The sequence below is a fragment of the Streptomyces sp. NPDC006798 genome, from assembly GCF_040635975.1.
Taxonomy (GTDB): Bacteria; Actinomycetota; Actinomycetes; order Streptomycetales; family Streptomycetaceae; genus Streptomyces.
Genome location: NZ_JBEYIS010000024.1, coordinates 40,623 through 60,041, shown reverse-complemented (window position 1 = coordinate 60,041; position 19,419 = coordinate 40,623). Strand labels below are relative to the sequence as shown.

At 73.9% G+C, this 19,419-nt stretch carries 10 protein-coding genes; 5 read left to right on the top strand and 5 right to left on the bottom strand.

The features are described from left to right. Nucleotides 1-44 precede the first annotated feature (44 nt). The 5 genes from ABZ714_RS18360 to glgP all read left to right on the top strand — a co-directional run bounded on the left by ABZ714_RS18360 (nt 45) and on the right by glgP (nt 9,443). A complete protein-coding gene (locus ABZ714_RS18360; protein ID WP_358826275.1) occupies nt 45-1,574 on the top strand; it encodes a 4-hydroxyphenylacetate 3-hydroxylase N-terminal domain-containing protein in 1,530 nt (509 codons plus the stop codon). A 206-nt stretch (nt 1,575-1,780) separates the two neighbouring features. Next, entirely contained in the window at nt 1,781-3,745 is a 1,965-nt protein-coding gene (locus ABZ714_RS18355) for an MFS transporter (protein WP_358826274.1), read from the top strand. Nucleotides 3,746-3,879: 134 nt separating this feature from the next. Beyond that, the gene (locus ABZ714_RS18350) at nt 3,880-5,151 is read left to right on the top strand and encodes a monodechloroaminopyrrolnitrin synthase PrnB family protein (protein ID WP_358826273.1); all 1,272 of its coding nucleotides are present in this window, start codon (nt 3,880-3,882) and stop codon (nt 5,149-5,151) included. Continuing rightward, nucleotides 5,148-6,452, top strand: coding sequence for a flavin-dependent oxidoreductase (locus ABZ714_RS18345; protein ID WP_358826272.1), 1,305 nt, complete (start codon nt 5,148-5,150; stop codon nt 6,450-6,452). The genes ABZ714_RS18350 and ABZ714_RS18345 overlap by 4 nt, the downstream gene beginning before the upstream one ends. Nucleotides 6,453-6,830: 378 nt before the next feature. Then, nucleotides 6,831-9,443: an alpha-glucan family phosphorylase gene (gene glgP, locus ABZ714_RS18340; protein ID WP_358826271.1), complete on the top strand. Its 2,613-nt coding sequence runs from the start codon at nt 6,831-6,833 to the stop codon at nt 9,441-9,443. On the opposite strand, the gene ABZ714_RS18335 is transcribed toward glgP, so the two are convergent. From ABZ714_RS18335 to ABZ714_RS18315, 5 genes are all read right to left on the bottom strand, one after another. Next, a complete protein-coding gene (locus tag ABZ714_RS18335) occupies nt 9,347-11,164 on the bottom strand; it encodes a histidine kinase (protein WP_358826270.1) in 1,818 nt (605 codons plus the stop codon). The two genes, glgP and ABZ714_RS18335, sit on opposite strands and share 97 nt — an antisense overlap. Before the next feature lie 468 nt (nt 11,165-11,632). Continuing rightward, entirely contained in the window at nt 11,633-12,307 is a 675-nt protein-coding gene (locus ABZ714_RS18330; RefSeq protein ID WP_358826321.1) for a response regulator transcription factor, read from the bottom strand. Nucleotides 12,308-12,446: 139 nt separating this feature from the next. Then, nucleotides 12,447-14,483 (bottom strand): M4 family metallopeptidase, encoded by a 2,037-nt coding sequence (locus ABZ714_RS18325; protein WP_358826269.1) that lies wholly within the window; start codon nt 14,481-14,483, stop codon nt 12,447-12,449. A gap of 674 nt (nt 14,484-15,157) precedes the next feature. Further along, nucleotides 15,158-16,993 (bottom strand): ABC transporter ATP-binding protein, encoded by a 1,836-nt coding sequence (locus tag ABZ714_RS18320; RefSeq protein ID WP_358826320.1) that lies wholly within the window; start codon nt 16,991-16,993, stop codon nt 15,158-15,160. A 155-nt stretch (nt 16,994-17,148) separates the two neighbouring features. Then, the gene (locus ABZ714_RS18315) at nt 17,149-19,110 is read right to left on the bottom strand and encodes an ABC transporter ATP-binding protein (RefSeq protein WP_358826268.1); all 1,962 of its coding nucleotides are present in this window, start codon (nt 19,108-19,110) and stop codon (nt 17,149-17,151) included. Between the last annotated feature and the right edge of the window lie 309 nt (nt 19,111-19,419).

Below are 19,419 nucleotides of genomic sequence, written 5' to 3'. Positions count from 1 at the left end.
AGGCTCGGTGCGGGCGGGGGGTATGTTCCTGTTGAGGAGAAACGTTGATCAGGTCTGGTCGGCACTATCTGGACGCGCTGGACGACGGCCGGGAGATCTGGCTGGACGGCGAGCGGGTCAAGGACGTGACCACGCATCCCGCCTTCCGCGCCACCGCCGCGTCGCTGGCGGGCCTCTACGACCTGGCCCATGACCCCGCCCACCGCCCGGTGCTCGGCGCCGACGGCGTCCACCGCGCGTTCGTGGTCCCCCGTACCCACGCGGACCTGGTCGCCCGCCGTCAGGCGTACAAGGTGTGGGCGGAGGCCAGCTACGGCTTCCTGGGACGTACCCCCGACTACATGGCGAGCGGCGCGGCCGGTTTCGCGGCGCTGCCCCGGCTCTTCACCACCGACACCTTCGACGGTGCCGACAACGTTCTCGCCTTCCACCGCCGGCTCGCCGAGAACGATCTCTACTGCGCCTTCACCATCACCAACCCCCGCTCCGGCACCGGCGCCGACGATCTGCTGGTCAAAGCGGTCGAGGAGCGCGACGGGGGGATCGTGGTACGCGGCGCCAAGACCATCGGCTCGGGCGCGGTCTTCGCCGACGAGGTCCTGGTCGGCACCATAGAACCGCTGGCGCCGCACGACGTCGACCACGCGCTCTGCTTCTCCCTCCCGATCGACACCCCCGGGCTGCGGCTGGTCTCGCGCACCTCGTACGAGGGCCGGGCGCGCGGGGTCTTCGACAACCCCCTCTCCTCCCGGTTCGACGAGAACGACGCGATGCTGATCTGCGACGACGTCTTCGTCCCGTGGGAACGGGTGCTGACGTACCGCAATGTGGAGTCGACCGCCGCGATGTGGTGGGGCACCCCCGCCTATCTCAACTTCGTCCACCAGGCCGCCACCCGCTTCTGGACCAAACTGGAGTTCCTCACCGGTCTCGCGATCCTGCTGACCCGCTCCAACGGCACGTACGAGCTGCCCGCCGTCACCCAGTCCGTCGGACGGCTGCTCGGCATGGTCGCCCAGGCCAAGGCGTTCGTACTGGCCGCCGAGGCGTCGTACGAGCAGGTCGACGGCGGCTGCGGCGGGGTCGCGCCCGGGACCGAGATCTCCTGGGCGCAGCGCATCATGGCCGGGGAGATCTACCCCCGGGCCGTCCAGGAGATCAAGGGACTCGCGGGCGGCGCGGTCATCCAGCTCCCGGCGTCGGGCGAGGATCTGCTCCATCCCGAACTGGGCCCGCTGGTGGCGAGGTATCTCAAGGCGCCGGGGAGTACGGCGAAGGACCGGGTGAAGCTGCTGAAGCTGGCGTGGGACGCGCTCGGCTCCGAGTTCGCCTCCCGGCACGAGCAGTACGAACGCTTCTACCACGGGGCGCCGCACGTCTATCTGTCGATGCAGACGACGGCCGGGGGCGCCGACGCGTGCGAACGGCTGGCCCGCGCCTGCTTCGACGGCTACGACCTGACGGACGGCGGTACGGGCACCACCGGCGGTGGCGCGGACGGCGGCGGTAAGGCCGCCGGGGCCGGTCCCGCCGGGGCCGGGCACGCCTTCGCGGCCGACGGGGCGCGCCCGTGACCGACCCCTCGGCCCGGCCGGGGCAGCCGCCGGAGCACGCTCCGGCGACCGGACATTTGACGGGTTCGGCGCGTTCCGGGCCCGGTACGGGCGCCGGGCGGAACGGGGCGGGCGGTTCGACGGGCGCCGACGGAGTGTCGGATGCTCCCGGGGGGTACGGAGCACCCCGGGACCCGGAGAGACCCCCGGGACCCGGGGTGGACGAGGTGGACGAGATACCAGGTTCGACCGGGCCCGGCCGTGCGGCCGGGCCGCCGGCGCCCCCGCCCGCCGTGCCTCCCGGGGGCGGAAGACCGGGCGCCGGGGCCGCCCTCGCCCTGCTCGCCTCCACCCAGCTGCTGCTCATCATGGACACCGCCATCATCAATGTGGCGCTGCCGTCCATCGGGAAGGAACTGGGCTCCGGCTCGGCCGGACTCTCCTGGGTCGCCAACGCGTTTCTGATCACCTTCGGCGGACTGCTGCTGCTCGGCGGCCGGACCGCCGACCTCCTCGGCCACCGGCGGCTCTATCTCGCCGGGCTCGGAGTCCTCGTCACCGCCTCCGCCGCCGGAGCCGTCGCGGGCGGTACGGAGACCCTGATCGCCGCCCGCGCCGCCCAGGGCGCCGGGGCCGCGTTCGCCGCCGCCGCGGCCTTCGCCCAGCTCCTGACCCTCTTCCCGGCCGGTCCCGGCCGCCATCGCGCCCTCGGGATCTTCGCCGCGATGGGCGGACTCGGCGGAGTCACCGGAACCGTACTCGGCGGGGTGCTCACCGATCTGCTGTCCTGGCGGGCCACGTTCTGGCTCAATGTCGTCGTCGGCCTCGCCCTCGCCGCCGGGGCGCTGCGGCTGCTGGCCCCCGGCGGCCGGCGCCCCGCCCGGGGCTTCGACCCCGGCGGCGCCCTCACCGCCACCGGAGGCCTCGGACTGCTGGCGTACGCCCTGGTCGGCGCGGGCGAGACGGGCTGGACCAGTACCCGGACGCTCGGCGCCGCCGGGGCCGGGCTCGCCCTGCTCGCCGTCTTCGCCGTGATCGAGTCGAGGATCGCGCACCCCCTGGTACCGCCGAAGGTGTTGCGACGGCCCGTGCCGCGGGGCGCCAATCTGCTCTCCGGGCTCGCCCAGATGGCGCTCTTCCCGATGTTCTTCCTGGTCAGCCTCTATCTCCAGGACGTACTCGACCAGTCGCCGCTGGCCGGGGGCCTCGGGCTGCTGCCGCTCTCCCTGGTCGTCGTCGCCGTCGCGCCCCGGACCGGCGCGCTGATCGCCCGGCTCGGACTCCTCCCCACGATGACCCTCGGCTTCGGGCTGCTCTGCGCCGGACTCGGCTGGCTCGCCCTCGCCCTGAGCTCCGAGGGAACCTTCTTCTCCACGGTCCTCGCCCCGAGCCTGCTCATCGGCGTGGCCCTGCCGCTGGTCATGGTCACCACCAATGTGGCCGCCACGGCGGACGCGGCCCCGGACGAGACCGGACTCGCCTCCGGACTGGTGAACACCAGTCAGCAGTTCGGCTCGGTACTCGGGCTCGCGGTACTGGTCGCGATCGCCACGGCCGGTCTCGACGGCGGCTCCGGCGCGTCCGCGCAGACCGAGGGCTTCCGGAACGCGCTCCTCGCGGGCGCGGGGATCGCGGCGCTCGCCGCGCTCCTGTCCGTACGACTGCGCACGGCGGTCGCGGGTACCCAAACCCCTGGGCCCGGAACGCCGTCCGGGCCCCCGCCCCCGCCCAACGGCCCGGCGCGCGAGGAGCCGCCGACATCCGCCGTTCCCGCCCCCGGCGCGCCGGGGCACCCCGGCTCCGAACGCGACCCCCGCCCCGAGCCGACGGCGCCCGGCCGGGGCGGGACGCCCGAAGGCCCGGGACGCCACGCTCCGGACGGCGGCGGTACGGGTACGGGCGCGACCGACCGGGACGCCACCGGTCCCGCCAGTACTGGTACCGATACCAGTACTAGTACCGGAACCGGCCCGGCTTCGGCCGGTACGGTGCGGGACACCGCGCCGGGCGCCGGGCCCGGCACCGGCTCGGACGACACGTCCGACAGCACGTCAGCCATCAGCGCCGGGACCGGTCCCACCGGACCGGAAACCGCCACCGGGGACCCGACCACCCCCCGGCCAGGGTCCTTATCCGGACCCGGAACCGGCCCCGCGGCCCTCCGTCAGGAGCGCCGCGGCGCCACGGAGTGAGGGCGCGGGCACGCGGCAGCAGACGGCGTGCGGCGCGCCCGGCGCCGTGGGCGGCGGGGGGCCGCCCGGGCACCACCGTCCCATCCGAACCCGCACCTTCTTCCTTTCATCGATGTGTCCGAGGGGGGCCTCCGATGACCTTGCACGACCTCGTCGTACCCGGTCTCGCACCACGTACCGAGCCGTACTTCCGGATCGCCGAGATCCAGACGGCCGATCCACTGCACGCCGACGGGCCGCTCGCCCGGATACCCGCGATGAACGCGGCGGCGGACGTCCCGGCGCTCACCGCCACCCTGCGGGCGCTGCTCCCCGAACCCGAGGACGTCGCCCGCTACGGCACCACCGACGCCCTCGCCGCCATGCGCGACCTGGGCATGCTGCTGGGCTCGGTGAAACGCCACGGCGTCCAGCCGGTCGCCGCCGTACCGGCCGTACTCCCGGTACTGGAACGGCTCGGCCGGATGACCGCGATGATCCCCCGGGACACCGTGCACCACTACACGACCTGGAACCCGCCCGGCGAACGGGTCCGCAGCTACACCGGTTCCCAGGCCGAACTCCGCCTCCAGGACGCCGTCCGGATGGTGATACCCGGACTGGTCTCCGCCCTGGACCACTGCGCCGACCTGGCGAGGATCGAACCGTACGACCCCGCCTTCGCCGCCGTACTCGACCGGATAGCCGAGGACGTGTCGTCGATGGTCGACTCCATCGACTACACCATCACCCATGTCCCGCCGGTCGTCTTCGCCACCGACATCCGCCCCTACTTCGAGGAGATCGACGTCGACGGCGTCGACTACCTCGGCCCCGCCGCCGCCCAGGTCCCCCTCTGGCTCGTCGACATGTCGCTCTGGCAGTGCGACAGGGGCGACCGCTCCTACGACGAGTTCCTCACCGAGTCCGTCCGCTACACCCTCCCGGCGTGGCGGGCCCACTACGCCGACCACCGCGACGGGGTCTCCGCCGTCTCCAAGTTCTCCGCCGCCGTCTGCTGGGAGGCGGCCGACGGCCGGGGCCCCGCCGACCACCTGATGCGCTCCGGTTACTCACTCGTACGGGTGCTGCGTATCCTCAAGGCGTTCCGGGCCCGGCACATCACCGTGGCGCGCAAGGCGTATGCGGAGGACGTACGGCTGTACGAGGCGGGCAGCGGCGGCGCGCCCATCGAACTGCTGCGCTCGGTGCTCGATCTGACCCGCGACAACGAGACCTTCGTCCGCCGGGCCGTCGAACCGGCACGCGTCGAGGGCCGTGCTGATCAGGACATGGACGGAACGGGGAGCGGGAACGGTGACGGCTGTGGCGGGCGCAGGGGAACGGGTGGCGGCGGCGGTGGCGGCGCGGAGTGCCCGCGGAGCGCGGAGAGCGGAGAGGCCGGGGAGAGGGTGAAGGGCCAATGACCCACTTCATGATCGCCGGAGGGGGGATCGCCGGCCTGACGACGGCCCTCGCGCTCCACCGCGCCGGATTCACCGACGTCACGGTCGTCGAGGCGGCCCGGGAGATCCGCCCGGTCGGGGCGGGGCTCAACGTACTGCCGAACGCGGTCCGCGAACTCGACGAACTCGGCCTCCTCGGCACACTGTCACGGCACGCCCTGCCCACCCGCGAACTCCGCTACTACCACCGGGGCGGCGGACTGATCTCCAGCGACCCCCGGGGCATCGCCGCCGGATACCGCTGGCCCCAGCTCTCCATCGGCCGGGGCGCACTCCAGGTCGCCCTCGCGGACGCGGTCCGCGAACGGCTCGGCCCCGAAGCCCTCGTACCCGGAGTCCGGGTCGCCGGGATCGAACAGCGGCCGCACGGCCGCCCGAGAGTACGGATCCAGCACCGCGACGGGGTCCACCGGGGCAGCGGCTCCCTCGAACCCGACGTCCTCATCGGCGCCGACGGCATCCGCTCCGCCGTCCGCGCCGGGCTCAACCCCGAAGAGGGCGAACCCCCGTGGAACGGGCTCGTCATCTGGCGCGGAGTGTCCCGGGTACCCGCGAAGGACGCCGGGACCTTCATGTTCATCGCCGGAGACGACCGGCAGAAGGCCGTGGTCTACCCGCTCACCGAACCCGACCCCGACTCCGACGACGGCACCGTCCTGATGAACTGGGCCCTCGCCGTACCCGGCGACGACGCCGCCGGGCCGCCCGGCGCCTACCGGGGCGACTGGAACCGGCGGATCCCCGCCGAGCGGTGCGCCCGGCACTTCGCGGGCTGGGAGTTCGACGGCGTCAGCGTCGAACGCGTGGTGGCCGCGGCGGAGCAGGCGTACGAGTACCCGATGGTGGACCGGGACCCGCTGGACCGCTGGTCCCACGGCCGGACGACCCTCGTCGGGGACGCGGCCCACGCGATGTACCCGGCGGGCTCCAACGGCGCGACCCAGTCCATCGTGGACGCCCGCGCCCTCGCCCGCGCCCTCTCGGTCCACCGCGACCCCGCGGAAGCCCTCGCCGCCTACGAGGCGGAACGCCGCCCCGCCATGACGGAACTCCAGCGGGCCAACCGCGACATGGGCCCCGAGATCGTCATCAACCTCGCCCACGAGCGGGCGCCGGACGGCTTCACGGACATCGACGAGGTCATCCCGCCGGAGGAACGGGCCCGGATCACGGCCCGCTACGAGGCGCAGGGCGCGTTCGCCCCGCCCACGGTCAACCGCGGCTCCCCCTACACCCCGGGCCGCCCCCCGTCCCTTCCGTAGCCCCCGGGGCCCGCCGCGAAGTCCCCGGGCAGCGCCCTGCGGCCCGATGTCGTCAGCGGCCCGCGGACCGCCGTGGGCCGTTCGCGCAGTTCCCCGCGCCCCCAAATGCTCTCCCCGGGCCCGGCCCTGAAAGGGGCCACGCTCTTGGTAAGAGAGGCCGGCTTCTTCCCAAGGGCGGTCAGGAGGGCAACCTAGGGGCGCGGGGAACTGCGCGACCAGCCGACGACGGCGCGCGGTCGCCCGACGACATTCGCGCGGCTGGGCGGGTGGCGTGGGCCTCGCCCGGAGGGCCAAGGCGCTGGGGGTCTCCGGGGCGACCGCCCCGGGGAAGGGCGCGGCGTACCGGGGAACGGCGCGGGCGGCTGTCAAGGTGGGACCGTGAAGGCCATCCGTCGGTTCACCGTCCGTCCCGTCCTGCCCGAACCCCTCCGCCCCCTCAGCGACCTCGCCCGCAATCTGCGCTGGTCGTGGCATACCGAGACCCGTGATCTCTTCCAGGCCGTCGACCCCGACGGCTGGCCCGCCGCCGGCGGCGATCCCGTACGCCTGCTCGGGTCCGTGTCCGCCGGGCGGCTGGCGGAGCTGGCCGGTGACCGCCGCTTCCTGCGCCGGCTCACCGCCGCCGCCGACGATCTCGACGACTATCTGCACGGCCGCCGCTGGTACCAGACCAGCCCGCGGGCCGCCGAGTTCCCCGCCGCCGTCGCCTACTTCTCGCCGGAGTTCGGGGTGACCGCCGCCCTTCCGCAGTACTCCGGCGGGCTCGGGATCCTCGCGGGCGACCATCTGAAGGCCGCCAGCGATCTCGGCGCCCCCCTGATCGGGGTCGGGCTGCTCTACCGGCACGGCTACTTCCGCCAGTCCCTCTCCCGGGACGGCTGGCAGCAGGAGCACTATCCGGTACTCGACCCGGACGAACTCCCCGTCACCCTGCTCCGGGAGCACGACGGCACCCCCGCGCAGATCTCCGTCGCCCTGCCCGCCGGACGGTCCCTGCGCGCCCATGTCCGGGTCGCCCGGGTCGGCCGGGTGCCGCTGCTGATGCTCGACTCCGACGTCGAGGAGAACGGCCCCGGCGAGCGCGACATCACCGACCGGCTGTACGGCGGCGGCAGCGAGCACCGGCTGCTCCAGGAGATGCTGCTCGGCATCGGCGGCGTCCGGGCCGTACGGACGTACTGCCGTCTCACCGGCCATCCCGCGCCCGAGGTCTTCCACACCAACGAGGGCCACGCCGGTTTCCTCGGCCTGGAGCGGATCCGCGAACTCGGCGAGGACGGCCTCGGTTTCGACGCCGCCCTGGAGGCCGTCCGCGCGGGCACCGTCTTCACCACCCACACCCCCGTCCCCGCCGGGATCGACCGGTTCGACCGCGAGCTGGTGGCCCGGCACCTCGGCGACCGGGGCGCCCTGCCCGGCGTCCCGGTCGAGCGGATCCTGCGGCTGGGTACCGAGACCTATCCCGGCGGCGACCCGCAGATCTTCAACATGGCCGTGATGGGGCTGCGGCTCGCCCAGCGCGCCAATGGTGTCTCCACCCTCCACGGCGCCGTCAGCCGGTCCATGTTCGCCGGGCTCTGGCCGGGTTTCGACGCCGCCGAGGTGCCCATCACCTCCGTCACCAACGGCGTCCACGCCCCGACCTGGGTCGCCCCCGAGGTGTTCCGGCTGGGTGCCCGCCGGATCGGCACCGGACGCGCCGAGGACGCCATCGCCGTCGGCGGCTCCGACCTGTGGACCGCCGTCAACGACATCCCCGACACCGAGATCTGGGAGCTCCGCCGCGAACTGCGCGAACAGCTGGTGACCGAGGTACGGCGGCGGCTGCGGGCGTCCTGGCGGCAGCGCGGCGCGGGCGCGGCGGAACTGGGCTGGATCGACGGCGTCCTCGACCCCGACGTCCTCACCATCGGCTTCGCCCGGCGGGTCCCCTCGTACAAACGGCTCACCCTGATGCTGAGGGACCGCGACCGGCTGCGGGCCCTGCTGCTGCACCCCGAACGCCCCGTCCAGATCGTCGTCGCCGGCAAGGCGCACCCCGCCGACGACGGCGGGAAGCGGCTCGTGCAGGAGCTGGTCAGGTTCGCCGACGACCCCCGGGTACGGCACCGGATCGTCTTCCTCCCCGACTACGGCATGGGCATGGCGCAGCGGCTCTACCCCGGCTGCGACGTCTGGCTCAACAACCCCCTCCGCCCCCTGGAGGCGTGCGGTACCAGCGGAATGAAGTCGGCCCTCAACGGCGGCCTCAACCTCTCCGTACTCGACGGCTGGTGGGACGAGTGGTACGAGCCCGACTTCGGCTGGGCCATCCCCACCGCCGACGGCGCCGCCGTCGACGAGGACCGGCGGGACGACCTGGAGGCCACGGCGCTCTACGAGCTGATCGAGAACCGGGTCGCCCCCCGCTTCTACGACCGAGGCCCGGACGGCCTCCCCGGCCGCTGGGTCGAGATGGTCCGCCGCACCCTCGCCACCCTCGGCCCGAAGGTGCTGGCCGGACGGATGGTCCGGGAGTACGTGGAACGGCTCTACGCCCCCGCCGCCCGCGCCCACCGGGCGCTGGACGCCACCACGGCGGCCGAACTCGCGGGCTGGAAGGCCAAGGTCAGGACCGGCTGGCCGAAGATCGCCGTCGACCATGTGGAGACCGTCGAACACACCCCCGCCGGGACCGCCGAACTGGGCGCGGCGCTCGCCCTGCGGGCCCGGGTCGCGCTCGGCGAGCTGACCCCGGACGATGTGGAGGTCCAGGCCGTCGCGGGCCGGGTCGACCCCGACGACGCGATCGCCGACGCCCGGCTGTTCCCGCTGAAACCGGCGGGCGGCCCCGATCTGGAGGGCCGGGTCGTCTACGAGGGCGCGCTGCCCCTGGACCGTACGGGCCCCTTCGGCTACACGATCCGGGTCCTCCCCGCGCATCCGCTGCTCGCCGCCCCGGCGGACCTGGGGCTGGTCCGGCTGCCCTCGGGGGCGCCCGCGAACGGCTGACCGGCCGCGCCCGCCGCCTGCTCCGGAGCCGTACCCCGGTATCGCAGCTCCTCGTTCGGCACGTCCGTGACGACGGCCTTCGAGGAGAGCCGGTCCGCCGTGAAGCAGAAGCGGTACGCGGGCGTATCGCTGAGCGTGTCCGCGCGGTGGTACACACAGCGGTCCACGCCCGGCGGCTCCGGGTCGACCCCCGCGGGCCTGCCGGGCAGCCGGTGCTCCGGCAGCCGCCTCAGCACCTCGGAGCGGGGGTCGCCGACCCGGATCGCGTCGAAGTCGGCCCGGTGCACGGTCGACCGGATCAGGGTGTACTGCTCGAAGCCGAGCATCAGCAGCGCCAGTACGGTACCGATCGTCACCGGGACCACGATCGCCTGCCGCAGCCCCCGCCGGACCCGGCGCCGGGCCAGCTCCAGCTCCCGGGCGGAATCCGGTCCGCCGGGTTCGGGCGGGCCGGTGGGTTCGGCGGGTCCGGCCGGTCCGGGTGGCTCGGCGGGGCCGGACGCGGGGGAGACCGGCAGCCGGGCGCCGACCGTGAAACCGCCGCCGTCCACCGGCCCGTGGGTGAGGACACCACCCGCGAGCCGGACACGTTCGTCAAGCCCCACCAGACCCGTACCGCCCGATATCGCGGCAGCCGGATCCGGTACGGCCCCCGCCCCTGCCCCGGCTCCGGCTCCGGTGGCGGCGCGCGGCGCCCGGCCGTTGCCGACGGTCACCGCCACCGAACCCCCGGCCCGGACCACCCGGACCACGACCTCGGCCCCCGGCGCGTGCTTCGCCGCGTTGGTCAGCGCCTCCTGCACCACCCGGTGCACCGCCCGGTCCGTCATCTCCGGCAACGGCCCGCCGTCCGTCGCGGCGTGCTCCTCCTCCAGCCGGACCGCGAGACCGGAATCACGGGCCCGCTCCACCAGCGCCCGAACCGTCTCGTCCCGGGGCGCCGTCGGCGCGGCCTCCCCGTCGCCCCGCAGCACCCCCACCACCTCCCGCAGCCGCTCCGTCGCACCCGCCGCCGCCAGCCGCAGCTCCCGGGCCGCCGCGCGCTGCGGCTCCCCCAGCTCCCGGTCCACCTCCAGGGCCGCCGCGCGCAGTGCGATCAGCGACAGATCGTGCCCCAGCGAATCGTGCATATCGCCCGCGATCCGGGACCGCTCCCGCAGCCGCTCCCGGTCCGCGACCGCCCGCTGCTCCCGTTCCAGCCGGTCCGCGAGCCGCCAGCCCGCGCGCACCAGCTCCGCGTACCGCCGTACGTAACGGCCCAGCAGCCACGGCACGACAACGGCCAGCAGCAACGCCGCGACCTGCACGAACCAGGTCCACAACGGCTCCCCGAGCACCACTGTCCCCAGCAGGCCGAACACCGTGACGCCGCCGAGCACATCCAGCACCGGCCGGTCCCGGTGCGCCCGCCGCCCCGTCAGATAGGCGAACACGGCCAGCGCCACGCTGTACTGCGGTGTGATCAGCTGGCTGCTGAACAGGGCGCCGAGACCGAGCGCCGTACAGAGCGGCACGAGGGGGTAGCGGCGCCCGGCGGCGACGGCGACCCCCAGCAGCCCAGCCCCGGCGGCTGTCGCCCAGCCGCTCCCCGCCCACCCCTCGGTCCAGCTCCTGGCCCACCCCGAGGTGGCGCCGTCGCCCCCGCCGTTGAGCAACAGGGGCGCGGCGACGAGCACCCATACGCCGAGATCGGCCGATATACGACGGGGTCGGGCTTCCATCCCCCCACTCTGCCGGACCGCCTCCCGCTGGGGACCCCCGGGCCTCTGGAGCCCCCGCCTTCCGCCGGCAACGCGCCTCCGGGGCGCCGCCCGCGCCCGGGACCTGATGTCGTTCGCGGCCTGCGGACCGTGGCCGGCTTGTCTCGCAGTTCCCCGAGCCCCTGAACGCTCTCCCCGGCCCTGGCCCTGAAGAGGGCCCCGGCCCCGTAAATAGGGGCCGGTCTCCTTCCAAGGGCGGTCAGGAGGACAACCAGGGGCGCGGGGAACTGCGCGACCAGCCACCCACCGGCGCGCGGTCGCCCGACGACACCTGCCCGGCTGGGCGGATGGCGCGGGCCTCACCCGGAGGGCCAAGGCGCTGGGGGTCCCCCCATTGCCGAAGGCACAGGGGGCGGAACTGCGCGACCAGCCCACGACGGCGTGCGGTCGCCCGACAACGCTCGCCCGGCTGGGCGGGTGGCGCGGGCCTCACCCGGAGAGCCGAGGCGCTGGGGCCCCGTCGCCGAGGTCCCCCTCGTACGCGAGGATCGCCAGCTCGACCCGGTTGCGGAGGCCCAGTCTCGCCAGGACTGCGCTGACGTGGGATTTCACCGTGCCCTCGACGATATGGAGCCGCGCCGCGATCTCCGCGTTGGAGAGGCCCGCGCCGACCAGGGCGACGACTTGGGACTCGCGTTCCGTGAGCGGCGCGAGGCGGCGGCGGGCTTCGGCGGCGCGGGTGACCCGGCCGCCGTCGAACCGGTCGATGACCCGGCGGGCGACGGCGGGGGAGAGGAACGCCGCGCCCTCGGCGACCGCCCGTACGCCGGTGAGCAGTTCCCGGGGGTCTCCGGACTTCAGCAGGAAGCCGCTCGCCCCGGCGGCCAGGGCGCGGGCGATGTACTCGTCCTCGGAGAAGGTGGTCAGCACGATGAGCGCGACGCCGGGCGCGGCCCGGCGGAGTTCCTCGGCGGCGCGGAGGCCGTCGAGGCCGGGCATGCGGATGTCGAGGAGTGCGACGTCGGGCCGGTGGCGCAGGGCGAGCGCGACGGCGGTACGGCCGTCGGCGGCCTCGGCCACGACCTCGATCCCGGGGTCGGCGGCGAGTACGGCCCGTACGCCCGCGCGGATCATCGCCTCGTCGTCGGCGACGAGGACCCTCACCGGGGCCGGGGCCGGGGCCGGGGCCGGTACGGGCTCGGAGTCGTAGGAGGTGGCGGGCGTGTTCACCGCTCCAGCCTAGGCCGAGCGTGCCCGGGAGGGGGCCTGGGCCCTCTCCCGGGCACGGCCGGTGCCGCGCGGGTCAGAACTGGAGCTTGACCCGGTTGATGTACCCGGTGTCCTGTGCGGCCCGGTCCTGGACCCGGAGCCGCCAATCGCCGTTGGCGACCTCGGAGGACGCGTTGACGGTGTAGGTCTCCTGGACGTTGTCGGCGGAGTCGCTCCCGTTGAACGGCTTCAGCGGGTAGACCGAGCCGTCGGGGGCGACCAGGTCGACGACGAGGTCACCGCGCCAGGTGTGGATGATGTCGACCTCGACCTGGAGCGCGGCGGGCGCGTTGCCCGCGACGCCGGAGACGGTGACGGGCGAGATCACGGGCACCCCGTTGTCGGGGATCGCCACATCGGCGGCGTTCTCGAAGGAGGGGCCGCCGGGGTTGCCGCCGGGGCGGCCGCCGACGTTGACTCCGGCCCAGGCGTCGGTGACGGCCTTCACCTCGGCGCTGGTCGCGCCGTACAGCTCGGTCGCGACCGCGAGGGTGCCGGTGCGGGCGCCCGCGTAGTTGGTGGTGGAGGTGAACTTGGTGGTGAGTGCCTTGTACCAGATCAGCGCGGCCTTCTCGCGGCCGATGCCGGTGACGGGCAGCCCGTCGGAGGTCGGGGAGTCGTAGGAGACGCCGTTGACGGTCTTGGGCCCGCTGCCCTCGGAGAGCAGATAGAACCAGTGGTTCGCCGGTCCGGAGGAGTAGTGGACGTCGATGCCGCCGATGCCGGAGTACCAGGCGTCCTTGGAGGAGCCGTCCCGGCTGGGCCGGTCCATGTACCGCAGCGGGGTGCCGTTGCCCCGGATGTCGATCTCCTCGCCGACGAGGTAGTCACCGGGGTCGTTGGGGTTGTTGGCGTGGAATTCGACGGCCGCGGCGAAGATGTCGGACGTGGCCTCGTTGAGGCCGCCGGACTCGCCGCTGTAGACGAGCCGCGCGGTGTTGGAGGTGACGCCGTGGGTCATCTCGTGGGCGGCGACGTCGATGGAGGTCAGCGGCTTGGCGTTGCCCGCGCCGTCGCCGTACGTCATGCAGAAGCAGGAGTCCTGCCAGAACGCGTTGACGTAGTTGTTGCCGTAGTGGACCCGGGAGGTGGCGCCGACGCCGTCGCCGCGGATCCCGGAGCGGCCGTGCACGTTCTTGAAGTAGTCCCAGGTCAGTCCGGCGCCGTAGGCGGCGTCCGCGCCCGCCGTTTCGAGGTCGGCGGGCTGGCCGTTGCCCCAGATGTCGTCGGGTCCGCTGAAGACGGTCCCGGTGCCGCTGGTGCCCCGGTTGAGGTTGGTGGTGCGGTGGTTGCCCCGGCCGGAGTCGGTGAGCTGGTACGAGCCGCCGGACTGGACGGATCCGACGGTCACCTGCCCGCTGTACATGGTGTTGCCGGTGCCGGTGTGGACGGCCTGCCACCGGTACAGCTCGGCGCCGCTGCCCGCGTCGGTGACGACATGGAGTTCGCTGGGGGTGCCGTCGTGCTGGAGGCCGCCGACGACGGTCTCGTACGCGAGGACGGGCCGGTTGCCCTGGGCGAGCCAGACGACCCGGCGGGGCGCCTGGGTGACGTCGGCGTTCTCGGCGCCCTCGGCCTCGGCCCGGGCCAGCGCCTGCCGTTCGGCGGCGGCCGGGGCGGTCCTGGCGGTGGTGGTGGCGACCGTGCCGACGGCGAGCCGGGACGCCCTGGCGACGGCCTCGGTGGTGCCGGAGGGCGTCTCGGAGACGACGAGGTCGCCGCCGAGGACGGGGAGCCCGCGGTAGGTGCGCTCGTAGCGGGTGTGCGTGGTGCCGTCCCGGTCCTGGGCGACATCGCGGACCAGCAGCTTCTCGTCCGCCGTCAGCCCGAGTTCCTTCGCGGTGGCGGCGGTCCCGGCGTCGCTCGCGGCGATCAGGGCGGCCCGCTGGGTGGGCGACAGCGTCTTGGGCAGGGCGCCGGGGTCGGCCTTTCCGGCCTTCGCCGCGGCGGGGGCGCGGTCGGCTGAGGCGGGCGCGGCGGTGGAGCTGGTGGTCTGGAGGCCGAGGGCGAGCAGGGCGGCGGTGGCGAGCAGTGCGCCGGTCGCCGTGGTGCGTCGGTGCGTGGGTCTCACGCGGACTCCTTCTGCGAGGGGGTACGGAGCGGCGGGTGACGCCGTCCGGACGGTGGGCGGCGGAACGGACGGTGCGGGGAGCGTGCGGTGGTGCGGGAACGCGTGGTGCGGGCCGGGCGGGTGGGGCGGCAGGGCACGGGATGCGGCGGATCGCGTGGTGCGGTGGGCAGGCGTGGTACGGGTGGCGCGTGGTGCGGAGCCGTACGGGCGGACGCGTCGTGGTACGCGGCGCCCGGTCCGCCGAACCCGCCGAACCCGCCGAAGACGTCGTGACGGCTGACGGCCGACGGCTGACGGCTGTCCGGGAATTGCGGGTCCGTGAAACGCGAACCGGGGTGAAGAGTCGCAGCCATGGCGGGTTTCTGTCAGGAGCGCGTCAAAAGGTTGACCGGAAAGCGTTCGTTGACCGAAGGGATTCGTCCGCTCATCGGACGCCGGTGCCGGGCCCGGCGTCCTGTCATGAACTGGTAAAGCATGGGCAACGCGCGGGTATCCGCCGCCCGTCCGGCGGGGGCCCGTCGTCGCCCGGCCGGACGCCCGCGACGGCGGTACGGAACGTGCCGGCGACCGGACACACCGCCGTCACCCGCCCGCGCGGCCCCCACCGGTGGGACGGATGTGGCCGGTTCCCGTTCCGGCGGGGCCCGGCACCGGGCCGAACCCCACCCGAAGGGTCACACCAGGCTCTCCCGCCACGCCCGGTGCAGCTCCGAGAACCGCCCCGGCGCCGCGATCAGCTCACCCGGCGTCCCGTCCTCCACGATCCGGCCACCCTCCATCACCAGGACCCGGTCCGCCACCTCGACCGTGGAGAGCCGATGCGCGATCACCAGGGCCGTACGGCCCGCCAGTACGGTGTCCATCGCCCGCTGCACCGCCCGCTCGCCCGGGATGTCGAGGGAGCTGGTCGCCTCGTCCAGGATGAGTACGGCCGGGTCGGCGAGCAGCGCCCTGGCGAAGCCGACCAACTGGCGCTGACCCGCGGAGATCCGGCCGCCCCGCTTACGGACATCGGTGTCGTACCCGTCGGGCAGCGCCCTGATGAAGTCATCGGCGCCGATGGCCCGGGCGGCCTGTTCGATCTCCTCCCGGGTGGCGTCCGGGCGGCCGATGGCGATGTTCTCGGCGACCGTGCCCGAGAAGAGGAACGCCTCCTGGGTCACCATCACCACCCCGCGCCGCAGTTCGGCCGAGCCCAGGTCCACCAGGGGCACTCCGTCGACCAGCACCCGGCCCTCCGTGGGGTCGTAGAACCGGGCCAGCAGCTTGGCCAGGGTCGACTTGCCCGCGCCCGTCGAGCCGACGACGGCCACCGTCCGGCCCGCCGGGATCGTCAGATCGAAGCGGGGCAGTACCTCGCCGCCGGTGCGGTAGGCGAACCCGACCCCGTCGAAGACGACCGTACGGCCGGGCCGGCCCTCGGCCCGCTCCGGCAGGGCCACCGGCCGCTCCGGCTCCAGGACCGACGGCCGCTGCGCCAGCAGCCCGGCGATCTTCTTCAGCGACGCCGCCGCCGACTCGTACGAGTTGAGGAACATGCCGAGCCGGTCGATGGGGTCGTACAGACGCCGCAGATAGAGCGCGGCGGCCGCCAGCACACCGAGCGCGAGGGTGCCGTCGGCGACCCGGTAGGCGCCCCAGAGCACCAGGCCCGCGATCGCCGTATTGGCCAGCAGCCGGGAGCCCAGCACGAACAGGGCCAGCTCCAGCATCGCGTCCCCGTTACTGCGGCAGTGGTCCCGGTTCAGCTTCCGGAACACCTCGTCGTTCGCCCGCTCCCGGCGGAACGCCCGGACCGGCCGGATGCCGTTCATGGTCTCCGTGAACCGGACGATCACCGCCGCCATCGCCGTCGACCGTCTGCCGTAGATCACCGCACAGCGCCGCCGGTAGACCCGGATCAGCACGAACAGCGGGGCGAGGGTGGCGACGGCGGCGGCGCCGATCCCGAAGTCGAGCCAGAGCAGCAGTACGGAGATGTAGACGAAGGCCAGGACGACGTTGATCAGCTCCTGGAGTCCCTCGTCCAGCAGCTCCCGCAGGGACTCGACGTCCGCCGTCGAACGGGAGATCAGCCGCCCCGAGGTGTACCGCTCGTGGAAGTCGACGCTCAGCGACTGCGAGTGCCGGAAGATCCGGTGCCGCAGATCGAGCAGGACGTCCTGACTGAGACGGCCGATGACGCTGACGAAGAGGTACTGCAGCACCCCGGCGCCGAGCGCGGCCAGCGCGTAGCCCGCGGCGACCGCGACCAGCGGCCCGTAGTCGTCGCGGCGGAAGGCGGGGACGCCCCGGTCGATCGCGTACGCCACCAGCAGCGGACCGGCCTGGACGGCGGCCTGCTGGAGGAGGAGCAGCAGGGCGACGGCCGCGACCCGGCGCCGGTAGGGGGCGAGCAGCGACCGCAGCAGGGTCCGGGTGGCGTGCGGGGGAGTGGGCAGGTCGTCACGGTCGAACGGGTCCCCGGTGCCGGTGCCGGTGTTTGTGTCCTTGCCGGTGCCTTTGCTGATACGGGTACCGGCACTTGTGCCGGGCTTGGTGTCGATCGCGGTCACCGTCGCGGTCCCGGCCCCGGCACCGGTCGCGCCCTCGCCGCAGGATCCGGCCGGATCCCCGGGCCCGCCGACCGGCGGGGGAGACGGCGACGGGGGGCGCTGTGCCTGGTTCACGAGGTCGTCCCTTCCGGCAGAAGCTCTTCGGACCGGTCACCCGGCCCCGGCGGGTACTCGGCGCCCGACATCAGCCAGGCGTACTCCGGACTGGTCCGCATCAGCTCCTGATGCGTACCGACGGCGGCTACCCGGCCGTCCGACAGCAGCGCCACCCGGTCCGCGAGCAGTACGGTCGACGGCCGGTGGGCCACCACGAGCGCCGTGGTGTCCTTCAGCACGTGCCGCAGAGCGGCCTCCACCCGGGCCTCCGTATGCACGTCGAGGGCGGAGAGGGGATCGTCGAGCACCAGGAACCTGGGGCGGGCCGCCACCGCCCTGGCCAGCGCCAGCCGCTGCCGCTGACCGCCCGAGAGCGTCAGCCCCTGCTCGCCGACCTCGGTTCCGGCGCCCTGCGGCAGCGCCTCGACGAAATCGGCCTGGGCGATACCGAGGGCCCGGTCCAGCACGTCCGGCGCGGGCGTACCGTCATCGCCGACGCCCATCAGCACGTTCTCGGAGACCGTCGCGGAGAACAGGGTCGGCTCCTCGAACGCCACCGACACCAGGGTCCGCAGCCGTTCCCGGGGCAGCGCAGTGATGTCCGTACCGTCCAGGGTGATCCGTCCGGCGGTCGTCTCGTGCAGCCGGGGGACCAGGGCCGTGAGGGTCGTCTTCCCGCTGCCGGTGGCCCCGACGACGGCCATCGTCTCACCGGGCCGGATATGCAGATCGACACCGTCGAGTACGGGCCGGGAGCCGTCGGACGCGTCGGGATAGCGGAAGACGACCCCCTCGAACCGCAGCCCGCCGTCGTCCCCGGTACGGCCCCGGGGGACCGCCCCCGGACCCGTACTTCCCGGCTCGACGCCCGGCCCGGATCCCGGCTCGGCGCCCGCCTCGGGCTCCGCTCCCGGGCCCCGCTCCCGTCCCGGCTCCGGCCGGTCGGCACCGGACTCCTCGGGCTGGTCCATCACCTCGAAGAACCGCTCGGTCGCGGTCGCCGCCTCCTGGCAGAGCGCCAGCAGGAAGCCGATGGACTCCACCGGCCAGCGCAGCGCCAGCGCCGTCGACAGAAACGCCACCAGCGTGCCCGCCGACAGGTCGCCGTCCGCGACCTGGACCGTACCGAGGACCAGGGCCGCGCCGATCGCCAGCTCCGGGATCACGGTCACCGCCGACCAGATCCCCGCCACCATCCGCGCCTTGACCACCTCGGTACCCCGCAGCGCCCCGGCGAGCCCGGCGAAGGCCCGCTCCTGTCCGCGATGGCGGCCGAAGCCCTTGACGACCCGGATGCCGAGGACGCTCTCCTCCGTCACCGTCGTCAGATCCCCGGCCTGGTCCTGGGCGAGCCGGGACGCCCGCGAGTAACGCGCCTCGAAGAAGGAGCAGATCGCGACCAGCGGGACGACCGGCAGCATCAGCACCAGTCCGAGCGTCCACTCCTGTACCAGCAGAATCGCCAGCCCGACGACGATCGTCACCCCGTTGACCAGCAAAAACGTCAGAGGGAACTGGAGGAATATCCGGATCAGCCCCAGATCCGTCGTCCCGCGCGACAGCAACTGACCCGAGGGCCAGCGGTCGTGGAAGGCGAGCGGAACGCGTTGCAGCCGGTGGTAGAGATCGGCCCGCAGCGCGGCCTCGACCCCCGCCAGCGGCCGGGCGACCAGCCACCGCCGGAACCCGAAGAGCACCGCCTCGCCGATTCCGAGCAGCAGCAGCGCCAGCGCGCCCAGCCACACCCCGCCGGGGTCGCGGTCGGCGACGGGCCCGTCGACGATCCACTTCAGGACGAGCGGAAAGACCAGCCCGAGACAGGAGGCGACGATCGCCACCCCCGCCGCCGCGAACAACCGCACCCGGACCGGCCGGACGTAGGGCCACAGCCGCAGCAGAATTCGGACGACGGACCGCTTCGGCTCCGGAACGGACTCCGGGGGCGGCTTCTCCTGGGGTGACGGATAACTGGACATCAGCAGCGAGCCTACGGTTCACCACTGACATGACTCATCTCCTTTTCCGCGTGCGGGCGCGCTCGGCGACGGCTGCCGGCCATGGGGCGTGGTGGTCTTCTTCCCGTCCATGGGCGGGCGGGCGGAGGGGCCGAGGGGCGCGGGGAACCGCGCGCTCCGCCAGGAGCGGCCTGTGGTCCGAAACGCGACCGAAGCCGGACCGGGCGGCGGTGGCCCGGGCGTACGACCACGGCATCCTCGGCGACGCCTCACCCGCCTGACCGGCCCGAGCAGACCCGACCGGCCCGTCCGGTACGGCACGCTCGCGCG